This window comes from Paenibacillus spongiae, from assembly GCF_024734895.1.
GTDB classification, from domain to species: Bacteria; Bacillota; Bacilli; order Paenibacillales; family Paenibacillaceae; genus Paenibacillus_Z; species Paenibacillus_Z spongiae.
This window is the reverse complement of sequence record NZ_CP091430.1, coordinates 4876124-4897641: the sequence shown is the minus strand read 5'-3', so window position 1 is coordinate 4897641 and position 21518 is coordinate 4876124. Positions and strand designations below refer to the sequence as shown.

The following is a 21518-nucleotide window of genomic DNA, read 5'->3' as shown; positions in this document are numbered from 1 at the left end:
ATAAGGCCGCTTATAAAGAGGTGGACTTTGACGTTCATGGGAGAGGTTACCTGATGTATTTACGAAAAGATACCGTACCGGTTAAAGTAGGCGTCCACACGATCGGTGGAAGCGATGAAGTCATCATTCAGAGCATGTGTACGACCAAGACAGCGGATGTGGAAGCAACCGTTGCAGAAATTTTACGGTTGGAAGAGGCAGGCTGCCAGATCGTCCGGGTGACGGTCAATAACAAGGAAGCTGCCGCTGCGATTAAGGAAATCAAGAAGCGGATTCATATCCCGCTTGTTGCGGACATCCACTTTGATTACCGTCTTGCACTTCTCGCGATCGAGAACGGCATCGACAAGGTCCGGATCAATCCGGGGAACATCGGCAAACGGGACAAGATCGAGATGGTCGTCCGTGCCTGTAAGGAACGCGGCATTCCAATCCGAATCGGCGTAAATGCGGGATCGCTTGAGAATCATCTGCTTGAGAAATACGGCTACCCGACGCCGGAAGCGATGGTGGAGAGCGCGTTATTTCATATCGGGATTCTGGAAGAGCTGGATTTCCACGATATTATCGTGTCGCTCAAAGCGTCGGACGTACCGATGGCAATAGCCGCCTACCGGATGGCTGCGGAGCGCATCCGCTACCCGCTGCATCTTGGCATTACCGAAGCCGGCACGCTTCACTCCGGCACGATCAAGAGCTCGGCGGGTATCGGAGCATTGCTTGCAATGGGAATCGGCAACACGCTGCGTATCAGCCTTAGCGCGGATCCGGTAGAGGAAGTGAAGGTGGCCCGCGAGCTTCTGAAGAGCTTCGGCTTGATTACGAACGCCGCAACGCTCGTATCATGCCCGACATGCGGCCGTCTGGATATCGATCTGTTCTCCATCGCCAACGAGGTAGAGGAGTACATCAGCAGCATTAAAGTGCCGATAAAAGTATCGGTATTGGGTTGTGCGGTCAACGGTCCCGGGGAAGCGCGCGAGGCGGATATCGGCATCGCCGGGGCGCGCGGCGAAGGCCTGCTGTTCCGTTATGGGGAAATGATCCGCAAAGTACCTGAAGCGGATCTGCTGAGCGAGCTGAAGAAGGAAATTGACGAAATTGTACGCGTCTTCGAGGAGACGGGTGAGATTCCGGGACGCAAGGCGCATCACGATTCAACCAAATAACGAGCGATTCGCGCAAATTTGCGAGCTCATAGCGATTATTCCATCCGGCAAGGGGCAATACTGACAAGTATGAGTCCCGGTAATGCCGGATGTTTTTTTTGGAGAGGAGTAAATACGCTATGAGCTTAAGTTTAATTCTTATGCTGATTCAAGTGTTCTTTGCCATCGTGATCGGACTGTATTTTTGGAACCTGCTCAGAAGTCAGAAGACGAATCGTACCGCAGTGGATAAAGAGTCCCGCAAGGAAATGGATAAATTGCGCAAGCTGCGCTCCATTTCGCTGACGAAGCCGCTGTCGGAGAAGACGCGTCCGCAAACGATGAATGACATCGTTGGCCAGAAGGACGGCCTGCGGGCTCTCAAAGCGGCTCTCTGCAGCGCGAATCCGCAGCATGTGATCATCTATGGGCCGCCCGGCGTCGGGAAGACTGCAGCGGCGCGGGTCGTCTTGGAGGAAGCGAAGAAGAATCCGGCGTCGCCGTTTCAGCAGGAAGCGAAGTTCACTGAAATAGACGCCACGACGGCCCGGTTTGACGAGCGCGGTATTGCCGACCCGTTGATCGGCTCGGTCCACGACCCCATCTACCAGGGTGCCGGCGCTATGGGTGTGGCGGGTATTCCGCAGCCGAAGCCGGGTGCGGTCACAAAGGCGCATGGAGGCATGCTGTTTATTGACGAGATCGGCGAACTGCACCCGATACAGATGAATAAATTACTGAAGGTGCTGGAGGACCGGAAAGTGTTTCTGGAGAGCGCCTATTACAACTCCGAGGATACGAATATTCCGATGTTCATCCATGACATCTTTCAGAATGGCTTGCCTGCCGATTTCCGTCTAGTCGGAGCAACGACGCGTTCGCCGCAAGAGCTGCCGCCTGCACTGCGGTCGCGCTGCATGGAGATTTATTTCCGGCCGCTGCTAGCGGAGGAAATTGGACAAATTGCCGTGAATGCGCTCAAGAAACTCGGCCTTCCTCCCAATCAGGAAGCGATTGAAGTCGTTCAGCGCTATGCGACGAACGGCCGCGAAGCGGTGAATGTCATCCAGCTTGCTGCGGGCCTAGCCCTGTCGGAGAGAAGAGATGGCATTACGGCGGCGGATATCGAATGGGTGGTAAACAGCAGCCAAATTCCGCCCCGTCCCGATCGCAAGGTGCCTGCTGCGCCGCAGGTTGGCTTCGTCAACGGCTTGGCTGTCTATGGGCCCAATATGGGCACTCTGCTTGAAATCGAGGTCAGCGCGATACCGGCCCGCTCAGGTAAAGGGCGCTTCACGATAACGGGTGTTGTCGATGAAGAGGAACTTGGCGGCGGAGGAAGCCGCACGCTTCGCCGCAAGAGCATGGCCAAGGGATCGGTCGAGAACGTCCTGACCGTCCTGCGCCGCATCGGATTTCAACCGGAAAACTTTGATTTGCACATTAACTTTCCAGGAGGTACGCCGATCGATGGACCGTCTGCCGGTATCGCGATGGCTACGGCAATCGCATCGGCCATCAAAGGCGAGCCGATCGACAACAAGCTGGCGATGACAGGCGAGGTCGGGATTCATGGCGACGTTAAGCCGGTTGGCGGCGTGCTGGCCAAGGTGGAAGCCGCATTCCAGGCCGGCGCAACCCGGGTTATCATCCCGCGCGAGAACTGGCAGGTCATATTCGCGGATCTGCAAGGTCTGGAGGTCATTCCGGCGGATCATATCCATGATGTGCTGAAGCATGCGTTTCCGCAGGAAGAACAGCGTACAGCGCCTATGCAGCAGGCTCCGGCCACGGATGTATTCATCGCTACTGGACTGCCTTATTTGCAGGCGGATTCAGTTGAGTGATAATATGGTATAGAATAAGGTGGAAAATGCTTCAGCGAGTTTTCTGCTTATAGAAAACTTCAGCGATAATGGAGGTGCTGGTATGGGACCTGCTAAATGGAAAGGTCGTCGGCTGCCCCTACTGCCGCTCAGGGGGCTCCTTGTATATCCCAGCATGGTGCTTCATCTTGACGTGGGTAGGGAAAAGTCTGTTCGCGCATTAGACCGCGCGATGATTGACGATCATATGATCTTGCTTTGCTCGCAATCCGAGATCAATATTGAAGAGCCGTCACAGGAAGATATTTACCGTGTGGGAACCATCGCGCGCGTCAGGCAGATGCTCAAGCTGCCGAACGGCACGATCCGCGTGCTTGTTGAAGGCGTTGTAAGGGCGGAAATTGTCGATTATTTGCCCAATGACGATTTCTACGAGGTAACGGTGAAGGAAAGACCGGAAGAGGAGTCGACGGATCCCGAAATCGACGCGCTCATGCGGACGGTGCTGAATCAGTTCGAGCATTACATTAACTTATCGAAGAAAGTGACGCCCGAGACGCATGCGGCCGTTTCTGACATCGACGAGCCGGGCCGGCTGGCCGATGTCATTAGCAGTCATTTATCCTTAAAGATCAAAGACAAACAGGATATTCTGGAGACGATCGACGTCCGCCAGCGGCTGGAGAAGCTGCTGGACATCTTGAACAATGAACGCGAAGTGCTTGAGCTCGAACGCAAAATCAGCCAGCGCGTCAAGAAGCAGATGGAAAAGACGCAGAAGGAATATTATTTGCGTGAGCAGATGAAGGCGATCCAGAAAGAGCTTGGCGAGAAGGAAGGCCGTGCGGGCGAGGTGGAGGAGCTGCGCACACAGATGGCCGAAGCCGATCTGCCGGAGAAAGTGAAGGAGAAGGTCGAGAAGGAAATCGACCGTCTGGAGAAGATGCCGTCTACTTCTGCCGAGGGCGGCGTCATCCGCAATTATATCGATTGGCTGCTCTCGCTTCCGTGGAGCAAAGTAACGGAGGATGACCTCGATATCGCCAAAGCCGAGGCGATTCTCAACGAAGACCATTACGGTCTCGAGAAGCCGAAGGAACGTGTGCTGGAGTATCTAGCGGTTCAGAAGCTCGTGAAGAAGCTGAAGGGACCGATCCTCTGTCTCGTCGGACCTCCGGGTGTCGGCAAAACTTCGATGGCACGGTCGATCGCCAAGTCGCTTGGACGGCAATTCGTGCGGATATCCCTTGGCGGGGTTCGCGATGAGGCCGAGATCCGGGGTCACCGCCGCACATACGTCGGAGCCATGCCGGGACGGGTCGTACAAGGGATGAAGACGGCGGGAACCTCCAATCCGGTCTTCCTGCTCGACGAGATCGACAAGATGGCGATGGATTTCCGCGGAGATCCGGCTTCAGCGCTGCTGGAAGTTCTCGATCCGGAGCAGAACAACACCTTCAGCGACCATTTTATTGAACTGCCCTTTGACCTGTCGAAGGTGATGTTTATTACGACGGCCAACGCGATTCATAATATTCCGCGTCCACTGCTCGACCGTATGGAAGTGCTCTATATTCCCGGTTATACGGAGCTTGAGAAGATGCAAATCGCCGAGCGGTATTTGCTGCCGAAGCAGATTGGCGAGCATGGACTGAAGAAAGAGCAGATCGAGATCACGGAAAGTGCGCTAATGCTTGTTATACGCGAATATACAAGGGAATCCGGCGTCCGCAATCTGGAGCAGCAAGTCGCGTCTCTATGCCGCAAAGCGGCGAAGACGATCGTTTCGGATCCGGAGCTCACCGCGATTCAGGTCGACCCCGACAAAGTTAAGGAATGGCTGGGGCCTCCGAAATTCCGCTACGGGTTAGCCGAGGTTGAGAACCAGATCGGCGCCGTTACCGGACTGGCTTGGACGGAGGTCGGCGGCGATACGCTCGTCATCGAGGTAACCGTGCTGCCGGGAAGCGGAAAGCTGACCTTGACGGGCAAGCTCGGAGATGTCATGAAGGAGTCCGCTCAGGCGGCATTCAGCTATACGCGCTCCAGAGCCAAGGAGCTTCATATCGAACCGGACTTCCATGAGAAGAACGATATTCACATTCATATCCCGGAAGGCGCTATACCGAAGGACGGACCTTCCGCGGGGATCACCATGGCGACAGCGTTGATCTCGGCTCTGACCGGACGTTACGTTTCCAAGGAGGTCGCGATGACAGGTGAAATCACGCTCCGGGGACGGGTTCTGCCGATCGGCGGACTCAAGGAGAAATCCCTTGCCGCGCATCGTGCCGGCATTCGTAAAGTGCTGATACCGAAGGAAAACGAGCGCGATCTGCGCGATATTCCGGACAGCGTCCGGGGCGATATGGTGTTTATCCCGGTCAGCCATATGGATGAAGTATTAGAGCATGCGCTGGAGCATGCACCAGTGGAAACGCACTAGAATTCGCCTTCTTGTTTCATGATTGAGGCAAGAAGTTGAGGAATGAAGAAAGCGGGTTAACGAGAGACAATGAATATTACACAGGCCGAATTCGTCATCAGCGCGGTTAAGCCGCATCAATATCCCGTGGACGCCTTGCCGGAGATTGCTCTGGCAGGGCGTTCCAATGTCGGAAAATCGTCGCTTATCAATCGGATGCTTATGCGCAAAGCGCTCGCCCGCACAAGCTCGCAGCCGGGCAAGACCCAGCAGCTGAACTATTACCGGATTAACGAAAAATTGTATTTTGTCGATTTTCCCGGTTATGGCTATGCGAAGGTGTCCAAGACGCAGCGCGAGGAATGGGGGAACATGATCGAGTCGTTCCTGCGGGACCGGGAGCCGCTCAAGATGGTTCTGCACATTATCGATGTGCGGCATCCTCCGACCAAGGATGACTGTCTGATGTACAACTGGCTGAAGCATTTTCAAATTCCGGTTTGTATCGTCGTAACGAAAGCGGATAAGATTCCGCGCAGCAAATGGGAGAAGCATATGAAGATCGTCAAGGAGACGCTCGAGGCGGATCCGGCAGACAACATGGTGCTGGTCTCTTCGGAAACGGGCCTGGGACGGGAACAGCTTTGGGACGTTATTATGAAAGCGATTGAGGATCCGGCAGAAAGTCAGTGATGTTTCCTTCGAAAAGTGAGGATAACGGATAATATGGCGGACTCATCGTTAAATCCCCGTGATTTTTCAGAAATATGCGTAAATATCAAGAACAGGCGGCAGGAATAAACAGCTCTTATCAAGTATAATATACGTAAGCAAGAAACAATCGGTTGACGGTTCGTCTTAAGCGGCGGAACGTGCAAGTTTATAGAATTGAGGAGATTTTTATGGCTCAGCGGATAGCCACGGAATATGTGAAAGCTTCTCTGCAATTAACGGCTGAAGAGATGGCGGGATTTGTCCGGTTTTTTGAAGAGCAGCATGTGAAACAGCAGGTGCGGGTGCTCGATAACGGCAATCACGAAATGGTTCTCGAAGACGACGCAGGGCGGGAAGAAGTCCGCTTCATTTTTGAGCGTCAACAGGATCGGTATGTATGTACGCTTTCCTGCCGCTTGATCAATCCGAAGTTAACGAATGCTATGCGCAAGGCGGTTTCCACTTTTCATGGGGATGCGATTGTAAACCGTATTTATCCGAGCTACACGATGATCTATCAGTATGAGCAAGGCGCGGTTCATAAGATTACGGAGCAAGCGAAGGGCGTCATGAGGGTCGTCTTTGAATACAAAGACACGCTCGGTATGCTGGAAGCCCAGTTCCAAAGCAATATGATCGAGCAGTCCATCGATAATCTGCAGAGCACGATTAACGAGCTGCTTGATTTGCGCAATCAATGCTCCGACCGCACTCAGATCGATTTGATCGATGAGAAATTAAAGCATTATACACATCAGCTGTTTGTTCTGGAGGCTTAGCCGCAAGCGTTTCAACAGCATGTTCAAAGAGCCGCAGATTAGCGGCTTTTTTTATTTTTATCCATCATTTGACCCGCTCACAGGACAACTTCCTTCTACATACGCTTATTACTGTAGCTGCCCTGAATGATGATTTACTCATGTTTTAAAAAAAAGGGTTGCATTTCTGTGTGATAGATGTTATTTTTATTCTCGTTGAAATGAATATTAGGAACCAGGATTCACTCAGGACATGGTAATGTTGCGAGAGATTATTCCCTCGGGCAGTGAATGACGTAGGTCCTAGCGGATGAAATTTTTCAAACATTTTATTCCTAGGAAGGGGGAACCGGAAGATGGAATACTCAACTTTCGGAAGACACGTTGCTGTTGATACTTGGGGTGTAGACTTCGAGCTGCTCAACAATGCAGAATTTTTACAAGCCCACATGGTGGAGGCTGCCGAAGCATGCGGCGCTACCGTACTCTCTGTTCAGTCTAAACAATTCGAGCCGCAAGGAGCAACTGTGCTCGTGCTGTTGTCTGAAAGTCATCTCTCGATCCACACGTATCCTGAAAAAGGATTTGCTGCGCTCGATTGCTATACCTGCGGCGAAACAGTGGATCCGCAGCTTGCGATCGACTATATGCTTTCCGTGCTGAAGCCAACAACGACACATGGAAAGAAACTCATTCGCGGAATGGGCGAATTGAAAGTCGTCGAACCCGAAATGAAGCTGCCGCAATTCGTCTAACACTAACAACAAAGATTGTAAGGCCATGGTAGATTCCGTGGCCTTTTTTAATGCCCGCCGAAGCATCTACATTACATAGGTTTTCAAAAATTTTTCATAATTGCGGGGGTAGAGCTTGTCGAATTGTGCTATACTAATGGATGATGAAAACACTTATGAAAGGGCAGGTGAACGCGCATGCACATTGTCGTTGTGGGGCTTAATTACAGAACGGCACCTGTTGAAGTCCGCGAACGTTTTACGATTGCGGAACGGGACTTGCAGGAAGCTCTCCTGCAGCTGAAGCAGTCGAAGAGCATCATGGAATGTGTCATTGTAGCGACCTGCAATCGTACGGAATTGTATGCGGTGGTTGACCGTCATCAACTGTGCGGTCATTACATTCGCAATTTTATGGAGCAGTGGTTCAAACTGCCAAGACAGCAGTTTACCAATCATTTATACATGTATGAGGACGAGCAGGCGATCGATCATCTATTCCGGGTCGCTTCCGGACTGGATTCGATGGTGATCGGCGAAACTCAAATTTTGGGCCAAGTACGGAACGCTTTCCTGCTTTCACAGGAGTACAAGACGACAGGCACGCTCTTCAACATGGTATTTAAGCAAGCTGTGACGGTGGCCAAGCGTGCTCACTCCGAGACATCGATCGGTGAGACGGCCGTATCAGTCAGCTATGCTGCGGTAGAACTGGGCAAACGTATATTCGGCCACTTCGGCGGCAAGACAGTCATGATCCTCGGCGCCGGCAAGATGAGTGAGCTTACAGCCAAGCATCTGTACGCCAACGGCATAGAGCGGGTTATTGTAGTCAATCGGACTTATGACCGTGCTGTAGAACTGGCTGATAAATTCAATGGAATCCCTTATTCGATGTCAGATGCTATCGACAGGCTGCATGAAGCTGATATTCTAATCAGCTCGACGGGATCGGAAGGTTATGTCTTAAACCGTCAGCAAGTTGCCGTTGCGATGGCCAAGCGGAAGTCCCGTCCGTTATACATGATCGATATTGCAGTGCCCCGGGATCTGGATCCTGCGATTGCATCGGTAGAGAATGTCTTCTTGTACGACATCGATGACCTGGAAGGCATCGTCGAGAGCAATCTTGAACTGCGCCGCCGGGAAACGGCCAAGATCGATTTGATGATTGCAGCCGAGCTGGAAGTCTACCGGCAGTGGTACAAGACCCTTGGTGTTGTTCCCCTTATCCAAGCGCTTCAGGAAAAGGCCGTTTCGATTCATGAGGAAACCATGACAAGCCTGACGAAGAAACTGCCTAATCTGGACGATCGCGAGATGAAGGTTATTCGCAAGCTGACGAAAAGCATCGTCAATCAGATGATGCAGGATCCGATTCTGCGCATCAAAGAAATGGCTGGCGAGAAGCATGGCGATGAAGCCATGGATATGTTCGTCAAATTGTTTGCGCTTGAAGAGACGGTTGCCCAGGGGAAAGATAAGCTTCGATCAGCTTCGCCGGAACCGCACGCTGTTATCTCATCACAGCGCGTACAAAGGACTTCAGCAAGCATGAAGGTCCCTGCAGTCGCTTCAGCGATTGCGGCTGCCGTTACGCACTAGGCCAAGGTCGCAGGACGCCCGGTTTGCTTGGCTTGTGGACGATACTGACACCGTAAAGTGTGGAGGCACACATGGTTACGCAAAATTCTCTATATGACGCGATGCTTATTATTTACGCCCTGAGCCTCCTGTTTTATTTCTCCGATTTCGTTGACCGAAACCGGAGAGCGAAACAGATGGGGACAGGGCTCCTTATTTTCGTGTGGGTTCTACAGACTGGCTTTCTATTTCACCGCATTTGGTCTCATTTGGATATGACGACGTTCTCATTATTCGAGAATCTGCTGTTCTTCTCATGGCTCCTTATTACGTTATCGCTAGTTATCAGCCGTTTTTATCGAATCGAGCTTTTCGTATTCATTGTAAATATCGTAGGCTTCGCTGTGCTGGCAATCAATATGTTCGATATTGGGTCGGGCGTATCGCTTGCGCGATGGGAAATCGTAAGGAAGCTGCTGTACGTACATATAAGCCTGATGATTTGCGCCTATGCCGCTCTGACGATCAATGCCATATTCTCAGGAATGTATGTCTTTCTTCACGCAAGGCTGAAAGGGAAGCAGTGGACCCAAACCATGAGAAGGCTGCCGAGTCTTGAGGCGATAGACCGATATATGTGCCGGTGGGCCCTCATCGGGATCCCGCTTCTGGCGATGTCGCTCGCGATTGCGGTTGCGTCCATTCTGATCGAAGCCCGTTACAGCCTTCTGCTTGACTTGAAAGTGCTATTCTCTCTGCTGGCATTAGGTCTCTATATCGGAACCCTTCTGCAGAGGCATTGGTTCGGGGGACCCAGCTGGAAGACAGCCAGGTGGAATCTGCTCAGCTTCGGTGTCATGCTGCTGAACCTGTTTATGAACCAGTCCTCCTCCTTCCACAGCTGGTCATGAGGCAGCTAAAGCGTATCAGCCGATATTTGATATAAGAGCCGGAGGGAGCCTAATAGAATGGCCGGTTATTATCCGTTAATGCTGGATTTGAGAGGGAAGACTTGCATCGTGGTCGGCGGAGGCCCGGTTGCGGAACGCAAAATTAGGAGCCTGCTGGATGCCGATGCCGAAGATGTCCGTGTTATTAGCCCTACCGTGACGAAAGGGATTGCAGAATTGGCCCGCAGCGGGTCTATCCAACTGAGGCTAGGGGAATACCTAGAACAAGACATTGATGGCGCACGATTGGTATTTGCAGCGACTGGCGATCCGGATTTGAATCGCTGCGTCGCGGCTGCAGCGGTTGTCAGGGGGGCGCTGACGAATGTTGCCGATGATTCGGCTTACGGGGATTTCGTGACCCCGTCAGTCATCAGGCGCGGCGATTTGGTGATGGCCGTAACGACAGGCGGCGCAAGTCCTGCGCTTGCAAGCGGCATCGGGCGTGATTTCATGGCGAGATACGGGCCTGATTATGCCGGGAAGGTCGAGCGTTTACGGGAGCTGCGGGAGCATGTCCGGCTTCGCCTCGCCGATCCGGATGAACGGCGTGACCTGCTGCGCCTGGCGGCGGAGGAAGCTTTGGCGGGATCATTGGATGAGCTTACGGGTAGCTCGGATGCGGACCGTATGGATGAATGGATAAGGCGGCTGCGCGCGGCGGCCGACAGGAGGCAGACATAGGATGGAACAGACGAAGAAGCGCACCATTGTCGTAGGTACGAGACAGAGTGCTCTGGCGCTTACGCAAACAGGACAAGTTATCGATCAACTAAAGGCACTATGCAGCGAGCATAATCTGCCTTATGATTTTGAAATACGCAAGATCGTTACCAAGGGAGACCGGATACTGGACGTCATGCTGTCGAAGGTAGGCGGCAAAGGTCTTTTCGTCAAGGAAATCGAAGAGGCGCTGCTGAACAAAGAGATTGATTTGGCCGTACACAGCATGAAGGACATGCCTTATTCGCTTCCGGACGGCTTGATGAACGGCGCGACTCCCAAACGGGTCGACCCGCGGGATTGCCTGATTACGAAAGAGGGCGTGACGTTCGACCAGCTGCCGCAAGGCGCTTTGGTCGGAACGAGCAGTCTGCGGCGCTCATGTCAGCTGAAGCATGTCCGGCCGGATCTGAGGATGGAGTCCATCCGCGGTAACATCGATACCCGTATCCGTAAGCTGGAATCCGAAGGGTTCGACGCTGTCGTCCTGGCCTCGGCCGGACTTTACCGCATGGGCTGGGAGGAGCGTATCTCCTCTTATGTACCAGTGGATATATGCGTACCTGCGGTTGGCCAAGGTGCTCTAGGGATCGAGTGCCGGGTTGATGACAGCGGGGTTCGCGAACTGCTGCAATGGATTAACGATCCGGAGACGGCATTCACGGTCGAAGCGGAACGCAGCTTTCTGGGGGCGCTTAACGGCGGGTGTCAAATCCCGATCGGCGCACATGCAATCCTGCTGGATGAGAAATCATCCGATGGCTCGCCTTTACTATCTTTAACAGGTATAGTAGGCTCGCCGGACGGTTCGGTTCTCCTGAAGGAAACCCGGATAGGAACCGATCCCAAGCAGGTAGGTATCGAAGCGGCAGAGGCGCTCAAGGCGAGAGGAGCAGACCGCATATTAGCGGAAGTTGGGGGATGAACGATGGACATGGGGAAAGGGATAGTCTATCTCGTAGGAGCAGGTCCCGGCGATCCGAAGCTGATCACGATACGCGGACTCGAATGCATTCGAGCATGCGACGTGATCGTTTATGACCGTCTGGCCAGCCCGCGATTGCTCCGTGAGCTTAAGCCCGGCGCGGAGAAAGTGTACGTAGGCAAGCTGCCCGACCGGCACACGATGAAGCAAGAGGATATTAACCGGCTTCTCGTCGATTTGGCGCTGCAAGGTAAGGTTGTAACCCGCTTGAAGGGCGGGGATCCGACAATCTTCGGCCGCGTCGGTGAAGAGGCGGAGCTGCTTTATGACAATGGCGTCGAGTTTGAAATCGTTCCTGGCATTACATCCGCGATCGCAGTTCCCGCATACGCCGGCATACCTGTCACGCATCGCGATTTGGCTTCCTCGCTGTCGATTATTACCGGACATGAAAGTCCGGAGAAGCTGGACCGGTCCATTCACTGGGATAAGGTAACGAATGCCACAGGCACCCTTATCTTTCTCATGGGCGTATCCAAGATCGGCTATATTTCGGAGCAGCTGATCAAGCATGGGAAACCGCCGGAAACTCCGGTAGCCTTGATCCGCTGGGGAACGCGCGTTGAACAAGAGACGCTGGTAGGCACGCTGGAAACGATCGAAGGCATCGTCAAGGCTGCCAATTTTCAACCGCCGGCGGTCATCGTTGTCGGCGAGGTCGTCAAGCAGCGCCGGAAGCTGCAATGGGCGGAGCGCAGACCGTTGTTCGGGACCCGGGTGCTGGTTACACGCGCGAGAGCGCAGAGCAGCGAGCTCGCCGATCAGATCGAAGCGCTCGGGGGAGAGGCCTGTGAATTTCCCGTCATTGAGATGCGGGAGCCCGAAGACAGCGCCAAGCTGGAAGCGGCTCTGACCGATGCGGAAAGCTATGACTGGCTTATGTTTACGAGCGTGAACGGAGTCGAGTATTTCTTCAAGTGGCTGAAACGGTTCGGGATCGATATCCGCCGGTTTCATCGAGCGCGTATTGCGGCTGTCGGTCCGAAGACGGCCGAAGCTTTGGAGAATCGTTCATTGACGATCGACGTTCTGCCGGTCATATTTCAGGCAGAGGGTCTGCTTGACAGCCTGACGGATGCGCTTGTGCCCGGGCAACGGGTCCTGCTGCCAAGGGGCGACCTTGGCCGGGATATTCTGCCCCGCGAGCTTGCCGGCAAAGGCCTTGACCCTGTCGAGATTGACGTGTATGAGACTGTCATTGCCGATAATCAGGACGAGGATACATTGGAGCTGCTTAGGGAAGGGAAGATCGATATCATCACCTTCGCCAGCTCGTCGTCCGTTACGAACCTATTCATCGTCCTGCGCCGGATGGGCATCGAAGATCCGGCTGCATTGCTGAAGGGCTCGGCGATTGCCTGCATCGGGCCGGTCACGGCCGAGACGGCCATGAATGCCGGGCTTGAGGTCAGCATACAGCCGAACGACTCGACGCTGGATGCGCTTGTCGCAGCAGTAGCAGCCTATCGGCTTGAAGCAAGATTGAAATAGCCGATGTTTCCGAAGCAAGTTTTGTTGCGATGACCCTTCAGGAAGCCTGGCTCCACGAAACTAAGCTTATGCTTCCGAAGTAAGTTTTTTTCTCTCGCTCCTTCGGAAGCGAAAATCAAAAAAAACTTTTTAGGAGGCGCAAATACAATGAGTTACCCGATTACCCGTTTACGCCGGCTGCGACGTACTTCCGCACTTCGCAATCTAGTACGGGAGACGACGCTTACGACGAATGACTTCATATATCCGATATTTGTCACACATGGAACCGGCATTAAAGAAGAGATTCCTTCCATGCCGGGCGTTCATCACTTCTCGATCGATCTTCTGAAGGAAGAGATCGACGCTGTTCTTGCAGCCGGCATTCAGTCGGTTCTGCTGTTCGGCGTGCCCGATCGCAAGGATGCAACCGGATCCTCCGCATACGATCCGAACGGTATCGTACAGGAAGCGACTCGCGCAGTTAAATCATGGGCGCCGGAGCTTGTTGTAATTGCAGACACATGCCTCTGTCAGTTTACCGACCATGGCCATTGCGGTGTCGTTCATCAAAATATGGCGACTGGCATCGCCGAGGTTTCAAACGACGCTTCGCTTGAACTGCTTGTCCGTACGGCTGTGTCGCAAGCGGAAGCCGGAGCCGATATTATCGCGCCATCCAACATGATGGACGGCTTCGTGCATGCCATTCGCGAAGGACTCGATGCAGCGGGTTTTGAAGATATTCCGATCTTATCCTATTCGGTAAAATATTCCTCCGCGTACTACGGTCCCTTCCGTGATGCCGCGCATTCTGCGCCGCAATTCGGCGACCGCAAGACGTACCAGATGGATCCCGCCAATGTGCGTGAAGCGCTGCGGGAAGCCGAAGCTGACGTAATCGAAGGCGCGGATATGCTGATGGTGAAGCCGGCGTTAGCCTATCTGGACGTTCTCCGTATGCTGAAGGAGCACTTCGATCTGCCGGTTGCGGCATACAACGTGAGCGCGGAGTATTCGATGGTCAAAGCCGCGGCAGAGAGCGGCTGGATCGACGAGAAGTCGATTGTGCTGGAGACGCTTCTGGGCATGAAGCGTGCAGGCGCCGATATGATCATTACGTACCATGCTTTAGACGCCGCCCGCTGGTTAAAGGGCGAATAATCCTTCATTCGATCACGATAAACGATTAGGCAGGTGTATCGGCAATGAGCGAAAAAGTTCAACAACGGCAGGATGCGCGTTCCAAAGAGGCATTCGCCAAAGCAAAGACCGTCATTCCAGGCGGCGTCAATTCTCCTGTCCGTGCCTTCCGTTCGGTAGGACTGACTCCGGTATATGTAGATCGCGGGGAAGGTTACCGCATCTATGATATCGATGGCAACAGCTATATCGATTATGTAGGCTCTTGGGGCCCGCTTATCATGGGACATGCTCATCCGAAGGTCGTGGAAGCCATCGTCCGCACGGCGGAGAAAGGGACGAGCTTCGGTGCTCCAACAGAGCTGGAAACGATGATGGCCGAGCTTGTCTGCGAGCGTGTTCCTTCGGTAGAGATCGTCCGCATGGTGAACTCCGGCACGGAAGCGACGATGAGCGCGCTTCGCCTCGCGCGCGGCTATACGAATCGTTCCAAGATCGTGAAGTTCGAAGGCTCTTATCACGGCCATGCGGACAGTCTGCTTATTAAAGCCGGTTCCGGTGTCGCGACGCTCGGTCTTCCGGACAGCCCCGGCGTTCCGGAAAGCACGGCGTCGCACACGATTACGGTACCTTATAACGATCTGGAAGCCGTCAAAGCCGTGTTCGAGAAATTCGGGGAGCAAATCGCATGCGTGATTGTCGAACCTGTGGCTGGCAATATGGGCGTCGTGCCTCCGCTGCCCGGCTTTCTGCAAGGGCTTCGCGATGTAACTTCGGCATACGGCAGCCTGCTCATCTTCGACGAGGTCATGACGGGTTTCCGCGTTCATTATCATTGTGCTCAGGGATTATATGGCATTACGCCGGATTTGACCTGCATGGGGAAAGTGATCGGCGGCGGTCTTCCTGTCGGCGCTTACGGCGGCAAGCGTGAAATTATGGAACGAATCGCGCCAAGCGGCCCGATTTATCAAGCCGGAACGCTGTCAGGCAACCCGTTGGCGATGGCGGCCGGCTATACGACGCTCAGTCTGTTGACGCAGGAGACGTACGAAAGGCTGGAGCAGCTGTCGGTCAGGCTGCAGCTTGGATTCGAAGCCAATGCGGCGAAGCATGGCATTCCCAGCACGATTAACCGCGTAGGCTCGATGGTGTGCCCCTTCTTTACCGACACGCATGTCATCAATTACGATACGGCCAAAACCTCCGATTTGAATCGGTTCAAAGCTTATTTCGCCAGCATGCTCGATCTTGGCGTAAGTGTTGCACCGTCTCAATTCGAAGGCATGTTCGTGTCCGCCTTACATGATGAAGAGGCGATTGACGCTACCATTGCGGCGCACGACGAAGCGCTCCGCCGTCTTTAGCTGGGAGCGATAGCAATGACTGTGAATCGATCTGAATTCTCCCGCAATGGGCAATGGCTGGAGCTTCCGCTGGAAGCTTTGAACCGTTTCGAGCCTGACGCCATTGCGGAGGTTCTTCAGCCGCTCGGAGCTGGCAGCCATCCGCATGAAGTGCGGCAGCGGCTGCTGGCTCTTGGCGTATTCCCGGCCAAATGGATCAACCGTCTGTTCTCCGTAGGGGGAATTCGTCTAGAGCGCGGGATCGTCGGTCTGCTTACATTCGTGCCTGTCGACATCAAGACCGATCCGATCTATCAGCTTGCCAAGCATATAGGAGATCCTGCTGCGCTTGATCGCGTCTCTGTTCTATACGAGGATGACTGGTGCCTTGTGCTCGATAAACCGGCCGGTATGCCTGTCCATCCGAATGCTCCAGGCCAGCGGGGGACGCTCGATGAAGCTGCAGCCCGCCGCTGCATGCACATCGGTGATGCGCTGCCTGTGAAGCATATCCATCGACTCGATGACGATACGGCAGGTCCGGTTCTCTATGCGAAGAATGATCTGGCGCAGCATGTGCTGGACGAGGCGATGAGAGAGAAACGGATTGATAGACATTACGAAGCGATCGTTCACGGCAAGCTTGCACGGAGCCGCGGCACGATTAACGAGCCGATCGGCAAGGATCGCCATCACGGATCGCGAAGACGAGTTTCCCCTTCCGGGGACCAAGCCGTAACGCATTATGAGACACTCGCCTCCTATAAGCATGCGTCACTGCTGCGGCTGCAGCTTGAAACGGGCAGAACGCATCAGATCCGGGTGCACTTGAGCCATATAGGACATCCGCTTGTGGGTGATAAGCTATACGGGGGCCGTACCGAGTTGTTGGCTCATCAAGCGCTCAGGGGAGAACGGCTTCTATTCCCCCATCCATTAACGGATAATAAGGTCTCGGTCAAATCGGCGGAACCCGAATGGTTCCGCAACTTGCGTCAAAAGCTAAGCGCTCTGTGAAAATCGTAGTCATGCCCGCCTATTCCTTGCCATATAGATAAATAGGGAAGATAGCTATAACCAAGCTATGAGAAGGGGAAAGGAGGATGACAAACGTGTCGAATTACACGAGCGGTTTACGATTTGACGTGTATGAACGCGTTCACTTGCCCGAAGATGTGGCGGGAATCGATGAGCTGGAGGAAATCGAGCTCGTTCCCCGCATCCAAATCGTACAACAGGGCGAGCAGGTGCTGTTAAAAGGACATCTGCTGCTATCTGGCCTTTATCGCACGCAGAATGAGCGGTCCGAAAGCCAATCGCTTGAGCATTGGATTCCCGTTGAGATTACGTTACCCCTCAATCGGGTGAACCGGCTGGACGACATATCGGTAGAAATCGATAATTTCGATGTGGATCTGCTTTCGGCAAGAACGCTCAATATAACCGGCGTTCTGTCACTTCTGGGCATCGAAGTGGAGCAGCCGCGCGAAACGGAGAGCTGGAGGGAGGAGCCGTTCACGGTTGTTCACCGGCGTGAGCCCGGGGAAGCGGAGCACCTGTCGGCAGAGCTGGAGGAGGAACAGGACGAATCACCTCATGAAGCGGTTGCCGGAGCGGAAGGGTACGTTATCGATCCGTCTCAATCATTTCAAGAAACGTTCGCCCGGGAATACGCCCAGCAAGTGGATGCCCAGCGTGCGGCGGATGAGCTGGAAGAACGGCAAGCGGAGGAGCGGCGTCTGGAAGAGCAGCGGGAGCTGGAGGCTGCCTATATGCTAGAGCTCGCGGAGCAGGAGCGCCGCGAAGCCTATCTCATTGAGACGGCCGAAAGGGAGCGTGCACAGGCGGCACAGCGGGAACGCGAAGCTGCGGAGCTACTTGAGCGGGAATCCGCAGCCTACGAAACGATGCTCCGAGAAGCCGCCGAACAGAAATCCTCTTCTCCTGAGCCGGCAGGGGTTCAAGCCGGACAGATGCAGGAACGCAATTATGAAATCGACCAGCTCGTTAATGTCATCGAAGCGTCAGGCCAGGAAAGTTCGGATGCCAATTTCGATTCGGCTTTCCAAGAGGCCGAACAGCAAGCTTATGGTGATATAAGTCCGATTGAGGCCGAACCGGCTCGCAAGGAGATGCAGGTCGTTCTGGGAAGCAAGCCGGCTTCAGACGAAACGGCTCAGCCGGCAGCCGGCGTAGGGTTCCGTTCCTTGCTGCAATCGAGCAAGCGGGAGCAGGAAGCCCGGGCTGTCGCCGAGGAGTCCGCGCAGCGTGCGGCCGAAGAGGCGAAGCGGTCCACCGGCGATGAGATCGAGTGGAAGACGCTGTTCCTGAGCCGCACCTCTGACGACAATTCCTTCCGCAAGGTACGGATTTGCATCGTTCAGCGGGAGGAGACGCTGGAGCATATTGCGATCCGGTACCACTTGCAGCCTAGGGAGCTTGCGCTGTACAACCGTTTAACCGACCAGAATATAGCGGAAGGCCAAGTCTTATATATTCCTTAAGTGAACATTCCAGCACCCTTGAAGATGAACGGGTATTCATCTTCAAGGGTTTTTGCCGTCTTATGGCTTAATATAGGCTCTATACAAGGCTATTTGGGTTGACTATAATAAATCATTACGTGTATGATAATTAAGATACGGTAATACTTTCTTCTAAAGACGTTGATGGGGAAGAGTGGCAGTGATGCCTTCAGAGAGCGGAACCGATAGGCTGCGAGGTTCTGCAGGACGAAACTGCGACAGGTCGCCCCGGAGTTGCCGGAATGAAGCGAGTCTCTTTCTTACCCTCGTTAGTTCCCGCCGGTCCGCAGCCGTTATCTGCTTGAGGTGTCGTATGAGCGATGAACAGCGCCATGCGAAACAAAGGTGGTACCGCGGAAGCTTAACCTTTCGTCCTTTGCAACAAGGGCGAAAGGTTTATTTTTTTGTCTTTACACGATAACAGAAGCTCATCCGGAAGAGGCGTTTCTTATCGCCGACTGCCGGTTTGCGACATTCATTGGAGGTAGGTAGCCATGTCTGACAAACAAACCACAACCACGGCCATGCCGACGACTTACGATCCGAAGGCGTCGGAAGCGAAATGGTACGAATATTGGATGAGAGGAGACTATTTCGAGGCTGGCAAACGTCCGGACGCGGAAACCTTCACGATCGTTATTCCGCCGCCGAACGTAACGGGGATGCTGCATATCGGGCATGCGCTCGATTTCACGCTTCAGGATATTATGATCCGGGCCAAGCGGATGCAGGGCTACGATACGTTATGGCTGCCGGGGAGCGACCATGCGGGCATTGCAACACAGACGAAGGTGGAACAGAAGCTGCGAGAAGAAGGTCTGTCTCGTTACGATCTGGGACGCGAGAAATTTCTGGAGAAAGTATGGGAATGGAAGGATCTCTACGCGCAAACGATTCATGATCAATGGGCTAAGATGGGCTTCTCTCTCGATTACTCCCGCGAGCGCTTCACGCTGGACGAAGGTCTGTCCAAGGCGGTTCGCGAGGTATTCGTCAAGCTCTATGACAAGGGCCTGATCTATCGCGGCAAGAAAATTATCAACTGGGATCCGGCCGCCCGTACGGCTTTGTCTGATATCGAGGTTGAATACAAAGAGGTAAACGGCCATCTCTATCACCTTCAGTACCCGCTCAAGGACGGAAGCGGCTCGCTGACGGTAGCGACGACCCGTCCGGAAACGATGCTCGGCGATACCGCCGTTGCCGTTCATCCGGAAGACGAACGTTATAAGCACTTGATCGGAAAGTCGCTCATCCTGCCGATTCTCGGAAGGGAAATTCCGATTATCGGCGACGAGTACGTCGAGAAAGAGTTCGGCTCCGGCGCGGTCAAGATTACGCCGGCACACGATCCGAACGACTTTGAGGTCGGAGCCCGCCATAACCTGCCGCAAATCGTCGTGATGGATGAAAGCGGCGTAATGAACGAGGAAGCCGGACCGTACAAGGGCCTTGACCGGGCGGAATGCCGCAAGGCGATCGTAGCTGACCTGCAGGAGCAGGGCGTCTGCATTCGTATTGAAGATCACGTGCATCAGGTCGGTCATAGCGAGCGCACCGGCGCCGTGGTTGAGCCTTATCTGTCGACCCAGTGGTTCGTTTCCATGAAGCCGCTGGCGGATCGGGCGATTGAAGCCCAGCGCTCGGGCGGAGGCGTTCAATTCGTCCCTGACCGGTTCGAGAAAATTTACCTCAACTGGATCGAGAATGTGCGTGATTGGTGTATATCCCGCCAGCTATGGTGGGGCCATCGTATCCCGGCTTGGTATTGCGACGGATGCGGCGCCATGCATGTCGCACACGAGGACGTAACGTCCTGCGACAAATGCGGAAGCGGCTCGCTGCGTCAGGACGAGGACGTTCTCGATACGTGGTTCAGCTCCGCGCTATGGCCGTTCTCGACACTCGGCTGGCCGGAAGAAACGAATGATCTGAAGCGGTTCTATCCGACCGATGTCCTTGTGACCGGATACGACATCATCTACTTCTGGGTAGCCCGGATGATCTTTACGGCGCTTGAGTTCACGGATCAGATTCCGTTCAAGGATGTGCTCATGCACGGTCTTGTCCGCGACGAGAATGGACAGAAGATGTCCAAATCGCTCGGCAACGGCGTAGACCCTCTTGATGTGATCGAGAAATACGGAGCCGATGCGATGCGCTTCATGCTGTCGACGAGCAGCACGCCAGGCCAGGATTTGCGGTTCCGCTGGGAACGGGTCGAGCAGGCGCGCAATTTCGCCAACAAGATATGGAACGCTTCCCGCTTCGCGCTGATGAATCTGGAAGGCGTGACAGCGGCCGATATTGATATTACGGGCAAGCTGGGCACGGCAGACCGTTGGATTCTCCACCGGCTGAACGAGACGACCCGTGAAGTAACCCGTCTCATCGACAGCTATGAATTCGGCGAAACAGGCCGGTCCTTGACCAATTTTATCTGGGACGATCTATGCGACTGGTATATTGAGTTTGCCAAGCTTAACCTCTATGGCGAGGATGCCGAAGCGAAGCGTGCGACTCAATCGGTATTGGCGTACGTCCTTGATCGCACGCAGCGGCTGATTCATCCGTTCATGCCTTTCATCAGCGAAGAGATCTGGCAGCATCTGCCGCACGAGGGCGAGTCGATTACATTGGCCTCGTGGCCGGTGTATGATGAGGCGCTGGAAGCGCCGGACGCTGTAAGCGAGATGGAGCTGCTTATGGACACGATTCGCGCCGTCCGCAACATCCGCGCAGAAGTCAATGTTCCGATGAGCAAGAAGGTTGAACTGCTGATCAAGCCTTCAAGCGAAGCTGCGTCGGCGATCCTCAGCCGCAACGAGGAGTTCGTGAGCCGCTTCTGCGGGACGTCCAAGCTTGCGGTAAGCCTGGAGCTAGCGGCGCCGGACAAAGCGATGACAGCCGTTGTAACGGGGGCGGAGCTGTATTTGCCGCTTGCGGGCTTGATCGATATCTCGCAGGAAATCATCCGTCTCGAGAAAGAAATCAGCCATCTGACTTCCGAAGTGGAACGCGTAGAGAAGAAGCTCGCCAATGCCGGCTTCGTTGCGAAAGCGCCGGAGAAAGTCATTGAAGAGGAACGGGCCAAGATGGCTGACTATGCCGACAAACGGGCGAAGGTGCAAGCAAGATTGGCGGAGCTTCGCGCATAAGCGAAGCTCGGCAGTCTGCTCTAAGATAG

The 21518-nt window shown here is 54.1% G+C and carries 16 protein-coding genes and 1 other annotated feature; all 16 genes read left to right on the top strand.

What is annotated here, in order from left to right:
• The first annotated feature begins 53 nt into the window (after nt 1-53).
• The 16 genes from ispG to L1F29_RS22145 all read left to right on the top strand — a co-directional run bounded on the left by ispG (nt 54) and on the right by L1F29_RS22145 (nt 21489).
• Nucleotides 54-1169, top strand: coding sequence for a flavodoxin-dependent (E)-4-hydroxy-3-methylbut-2-enyl-diphosphate synthase (gene ispG, locus L1F29_RS22220; protein ID WP_258384228.1), 1116 nt, complete (start codon nt 54-56; stop codon nt 1167-1169).
• 119 nt (nt 1170-1288) lie between these two features.
• Nucleotides 1289-2995 (top strand): ATP-dependent protease LonB, encoded by a 1707-nt coding sequence (lonB, locus tag L1F29_RS22215; RefSeq protein ID WP_258384227.1) that lies wholly within the window; start codon nt 1289-1291, stop codon nt 2993-2995.
• 82 nt (nt 2996-3077) lie between these two features.
• Entirely contained in the window at nt 3078-5420 is a 2343-nt protein-coding gene (gene lon, locus L1F29_RS22210; protein WP_258384226.1) for an endopeptidase La, read from the top strand.
• A 69-nt stretch (nt 5421-5489) separates the two neighbouring features.
• The gene (yihA, locus tag L1F29_RS22205) at nt 5490-6092 is read left to right on the top strand and encodes a ribosome biogenesis GTP-binding protein YihA/YsxC (RefSeq protein ID WP_258384225.1); all 603 of its coding nucleotides are present in this window, start codon (nt 5490-5492) and stop codon (nt 6090-6092) included.
• A gap of 209 nt (nt 6093-6301) precedes the next feature.
• Complete coding sequence (locus L1F29_RS22200; RefSeq protein ID WP_258384224.1) at nt 6302-6892, top strand: non-ribosomal peptide synthetase module; 591 nt, start codon at nt 6302-6304, stop codon at nt 6890-6892.
• Nucleotides 6893-7227: 335 nt separating this feature from the next.
• Complete coding sequence (gene speD / locus L1F29_RS22195) at nt 7228-7626, top strand: adenosylmethionine decarboxylase (RefSeq protein ID WP_258384223.1); 399 nt, start codon at nt 7228-7230, stop codon at nt 7624-7626.
• A 177-nt stretch (nt 7627-7803) separates the two neighbouring features.
• Nucleotides 7804-9210, top strand: coding sequence for a glutamyl-tRNA reductase (hemA, locus tag L1F29_RS22190; RefSeq protein ID WP_258384222.1), 1407 nt, complete (start codon nt 7804-7806; stop codon nt 9208-9210).
• Nucleotides 9211-9281: 71 nt separating this feature from the next.
• A complete protein-coding gene (locus L1F29_RS22185; RefSeq protein ID WP_258384221.1) occupies nt 9282-10100 on the top strand; it encodes a cytochrome C assembly family protein in 819 nt (272 codons plus the stop codon).
• Between the two features lie 57 nt (nt 10101-10157).
• Entirely contained in the window at nt 10158-10823 is a 666-nt protein-coding gene (locus tag L1F29_RS22180) for a precorrin-2 dehydrogenase/sirohydrochlorin ferrochelatase family protein (protein ID WP_258384220.1), read from the top strand.
• Between the two features lies 1 nt (nt 10824).
• Nucleotides 10825-11787 (top strand): hydroxymethylbilane synthase, encoded by a 963-nt coding sequence (hemC, locus tag L1F29_RS22175; RefSeq protein WP_258384219.1) that lies wholly within the window; start codon nt 10825-10827, stop codon nt 11785-11787.
• A gap of 9 nt (nt 11788-11796) precedes the next feature.
• Nucleotides 11797-13338, top strand: a complete 1542-nt coding sequence (gene cobA, locus L1F29_RS22170) for a uroporphyrinogen-III C-methyltransferase (RefSeq protein ID WP_258389771.1) — start codon at nt 11797-11799, stop codon at nt 13336-13338.
• A 147-nt stretch (nt 13339-13485) separates the two neighbouring features.
• The gene (hemB, locus tag L1F29_RS22165; RefSeq protein WP_258384218.1) at nt 13486-14481 is read left to right on the top strand and encodes a porphobilinogen synthase; all 996 of its coding nucleotides are present in this window, start codon (nt 13486-13488) and stop codon (nt 14479-14481) included.
• A gap of 44 nt (nt 14482-14525) precedes the next feature.
• Nucleotides 14526-15827, top strand: coding sequence for a glutamate-1-semialdehyde 2,1-aminomutase (gene hemL, locus L1F29_RS22160; RefSeq protein ID WP_258384217.1), 1302 nt, complete (start codon nt 14526-14528; stop codon nt 15825-15827).
• Nucleotides 15828-15842: 15 nt separating this feature from the next.
• On the top strand, nt 15843-16823 hold the full coding sequence (locus L1F29_RS22155) for an RluA family pseudouridine synthase (RefSeq protein WP_258384216.1): 981 nt from the start codon (nt 15843-15845) through the stop codon (nt 16821-16823).
• A 95-nt stretch (nt 16824-16918) separates the two neighbouring features.
• The gene (locus L1F29_RS22150) at nt 16919-18310 is read left to right on the top strand and encodes a LysM peptidoglycan-binding domain-containing protein (protein ID WP_258384215.1); all 1392 of its coding nucleotides are present in this window, start codon (nt 16919-16921) and stop codon (nt 18308-18310) included.
• Nucleotides 18311-18463: 153 nt separating this feature from the next.
• Nucleotides 18464-18711 (top strand) — a binding site (T-box leader).
• Nucleotides 18712-18825: 114 nt separating this feature from the next.
• Nucleotides 18826-21489 carry a valine--tRNA ligase gene (locus L1F29_RS22145; RefSeq protein ID WP_258384214.1) on the top strand — a complete coding sequence of 888 codons (2664 nt, stop codon included), beginning with the start codon at nt 18826-18828 and terminating at the stop codon, nt 21487-21489.
• Nucleotides 21490-21518 lie beyond the last annotated feature (29 nt).

Bases quoted from the DNA above. Each gene is read 5' to 3' on its own strand.
- ispG (WP_258384228.1), top strand. From the start codon at position 54: ATGTATTTACGAAAAGATACCGTACCGGTTAAAGTAGGCGTCCACACG.
- lonB (WP_258384227.1), top strand. From the start codon at position 1,289: ATGAGCTTAAGTTTAATTCTTATGCTGATTCAAGTGTTCTTTGCCATC.
- lon (WP_258384226.1), top strand. From the start codon at position 3,078: ATGGGACCTGCTAAATGGAAAGGTCGTCGGCTGCCCCTACTGCCGCTC.
- yihA (WP_258384225.1), top strand. From the start codon at position 5,490: ATGAATATTACACAGGCCGAATTCGTCATCAGCGCGGTTAAGCCGCAT.
- L1F29_RS22200 (WP_258384224.1), top strand. From the start codon at position 6,302: ATGGCTCAGCGGATAGCCACGGAATATGTGAAAGCTTCTCTGCAATTA.
- speD (WP_258384223.1), top strand. From the start codon at position 7,228: ATGGAATACTCAACTTTCGGAAGACACGTTGCTGTTGATACTTGGGGT.
- hemA (WP_258384222.1), top strand. From the start codon at position 7,804: ATGCACATTGTCGTTGTGGGGCTTAATTACAGAACGGCACCTGTTGAA.
- L1F29_RS22185 (WP_258384221.1), top strand. From the start codon at position 9,282: ATGGTTACGCAAAATTCTCTATATGACGCGATGCTTATTATTTACGCC.
- L1F29_RS22180 (WP_258384220.1), top strand. From the start codon at position 10,158: ATGGCCGGTTATTATCCGTTAATGCTGGATTTGAGAGGGAAGACTTGC.
- hemC (WP_258384219.1), top strand. From the start codon at position 10,825: ATGGAACAGACGAAGAAGCGCACCATTGTCGTAGGTACGAGACAGAGT.
- cobA (WP_258389771.1), top strand. From the start codon at position 11,797: ATGGGGAAAGGGATAGTCTATCTCGTAGGAGCAGGTCCCGGCGATCCG.
- hemB (WP_258384218.1), top strand. From the start codon at position 13,486: ATGAGTTACCCGATTACCCGTTTACGCCGGCTGCGACGTACTTCCGCA.
- hemL (WP_258384217.1), top strand. From the start codon at position 14,526: ATGAGCGAAAAAGTTCAACAACGGCAGGATGCGCGTTCCAAAGAGGCA.
- L1F29_RS22155 (WP_258384216.1), top strand. From the start codon at position 15,843: ATGACTGTGAATCGATCTGAATTCTCCCGCAATGGGCAATGGCTGGAG.
- L1F29_RS22145 (WP_258384214.1), top strand. From the start codon at position 18,826: ATGTCTGACAAACAAACCACAACCACGGCCATGCCGACGACTTACGAT.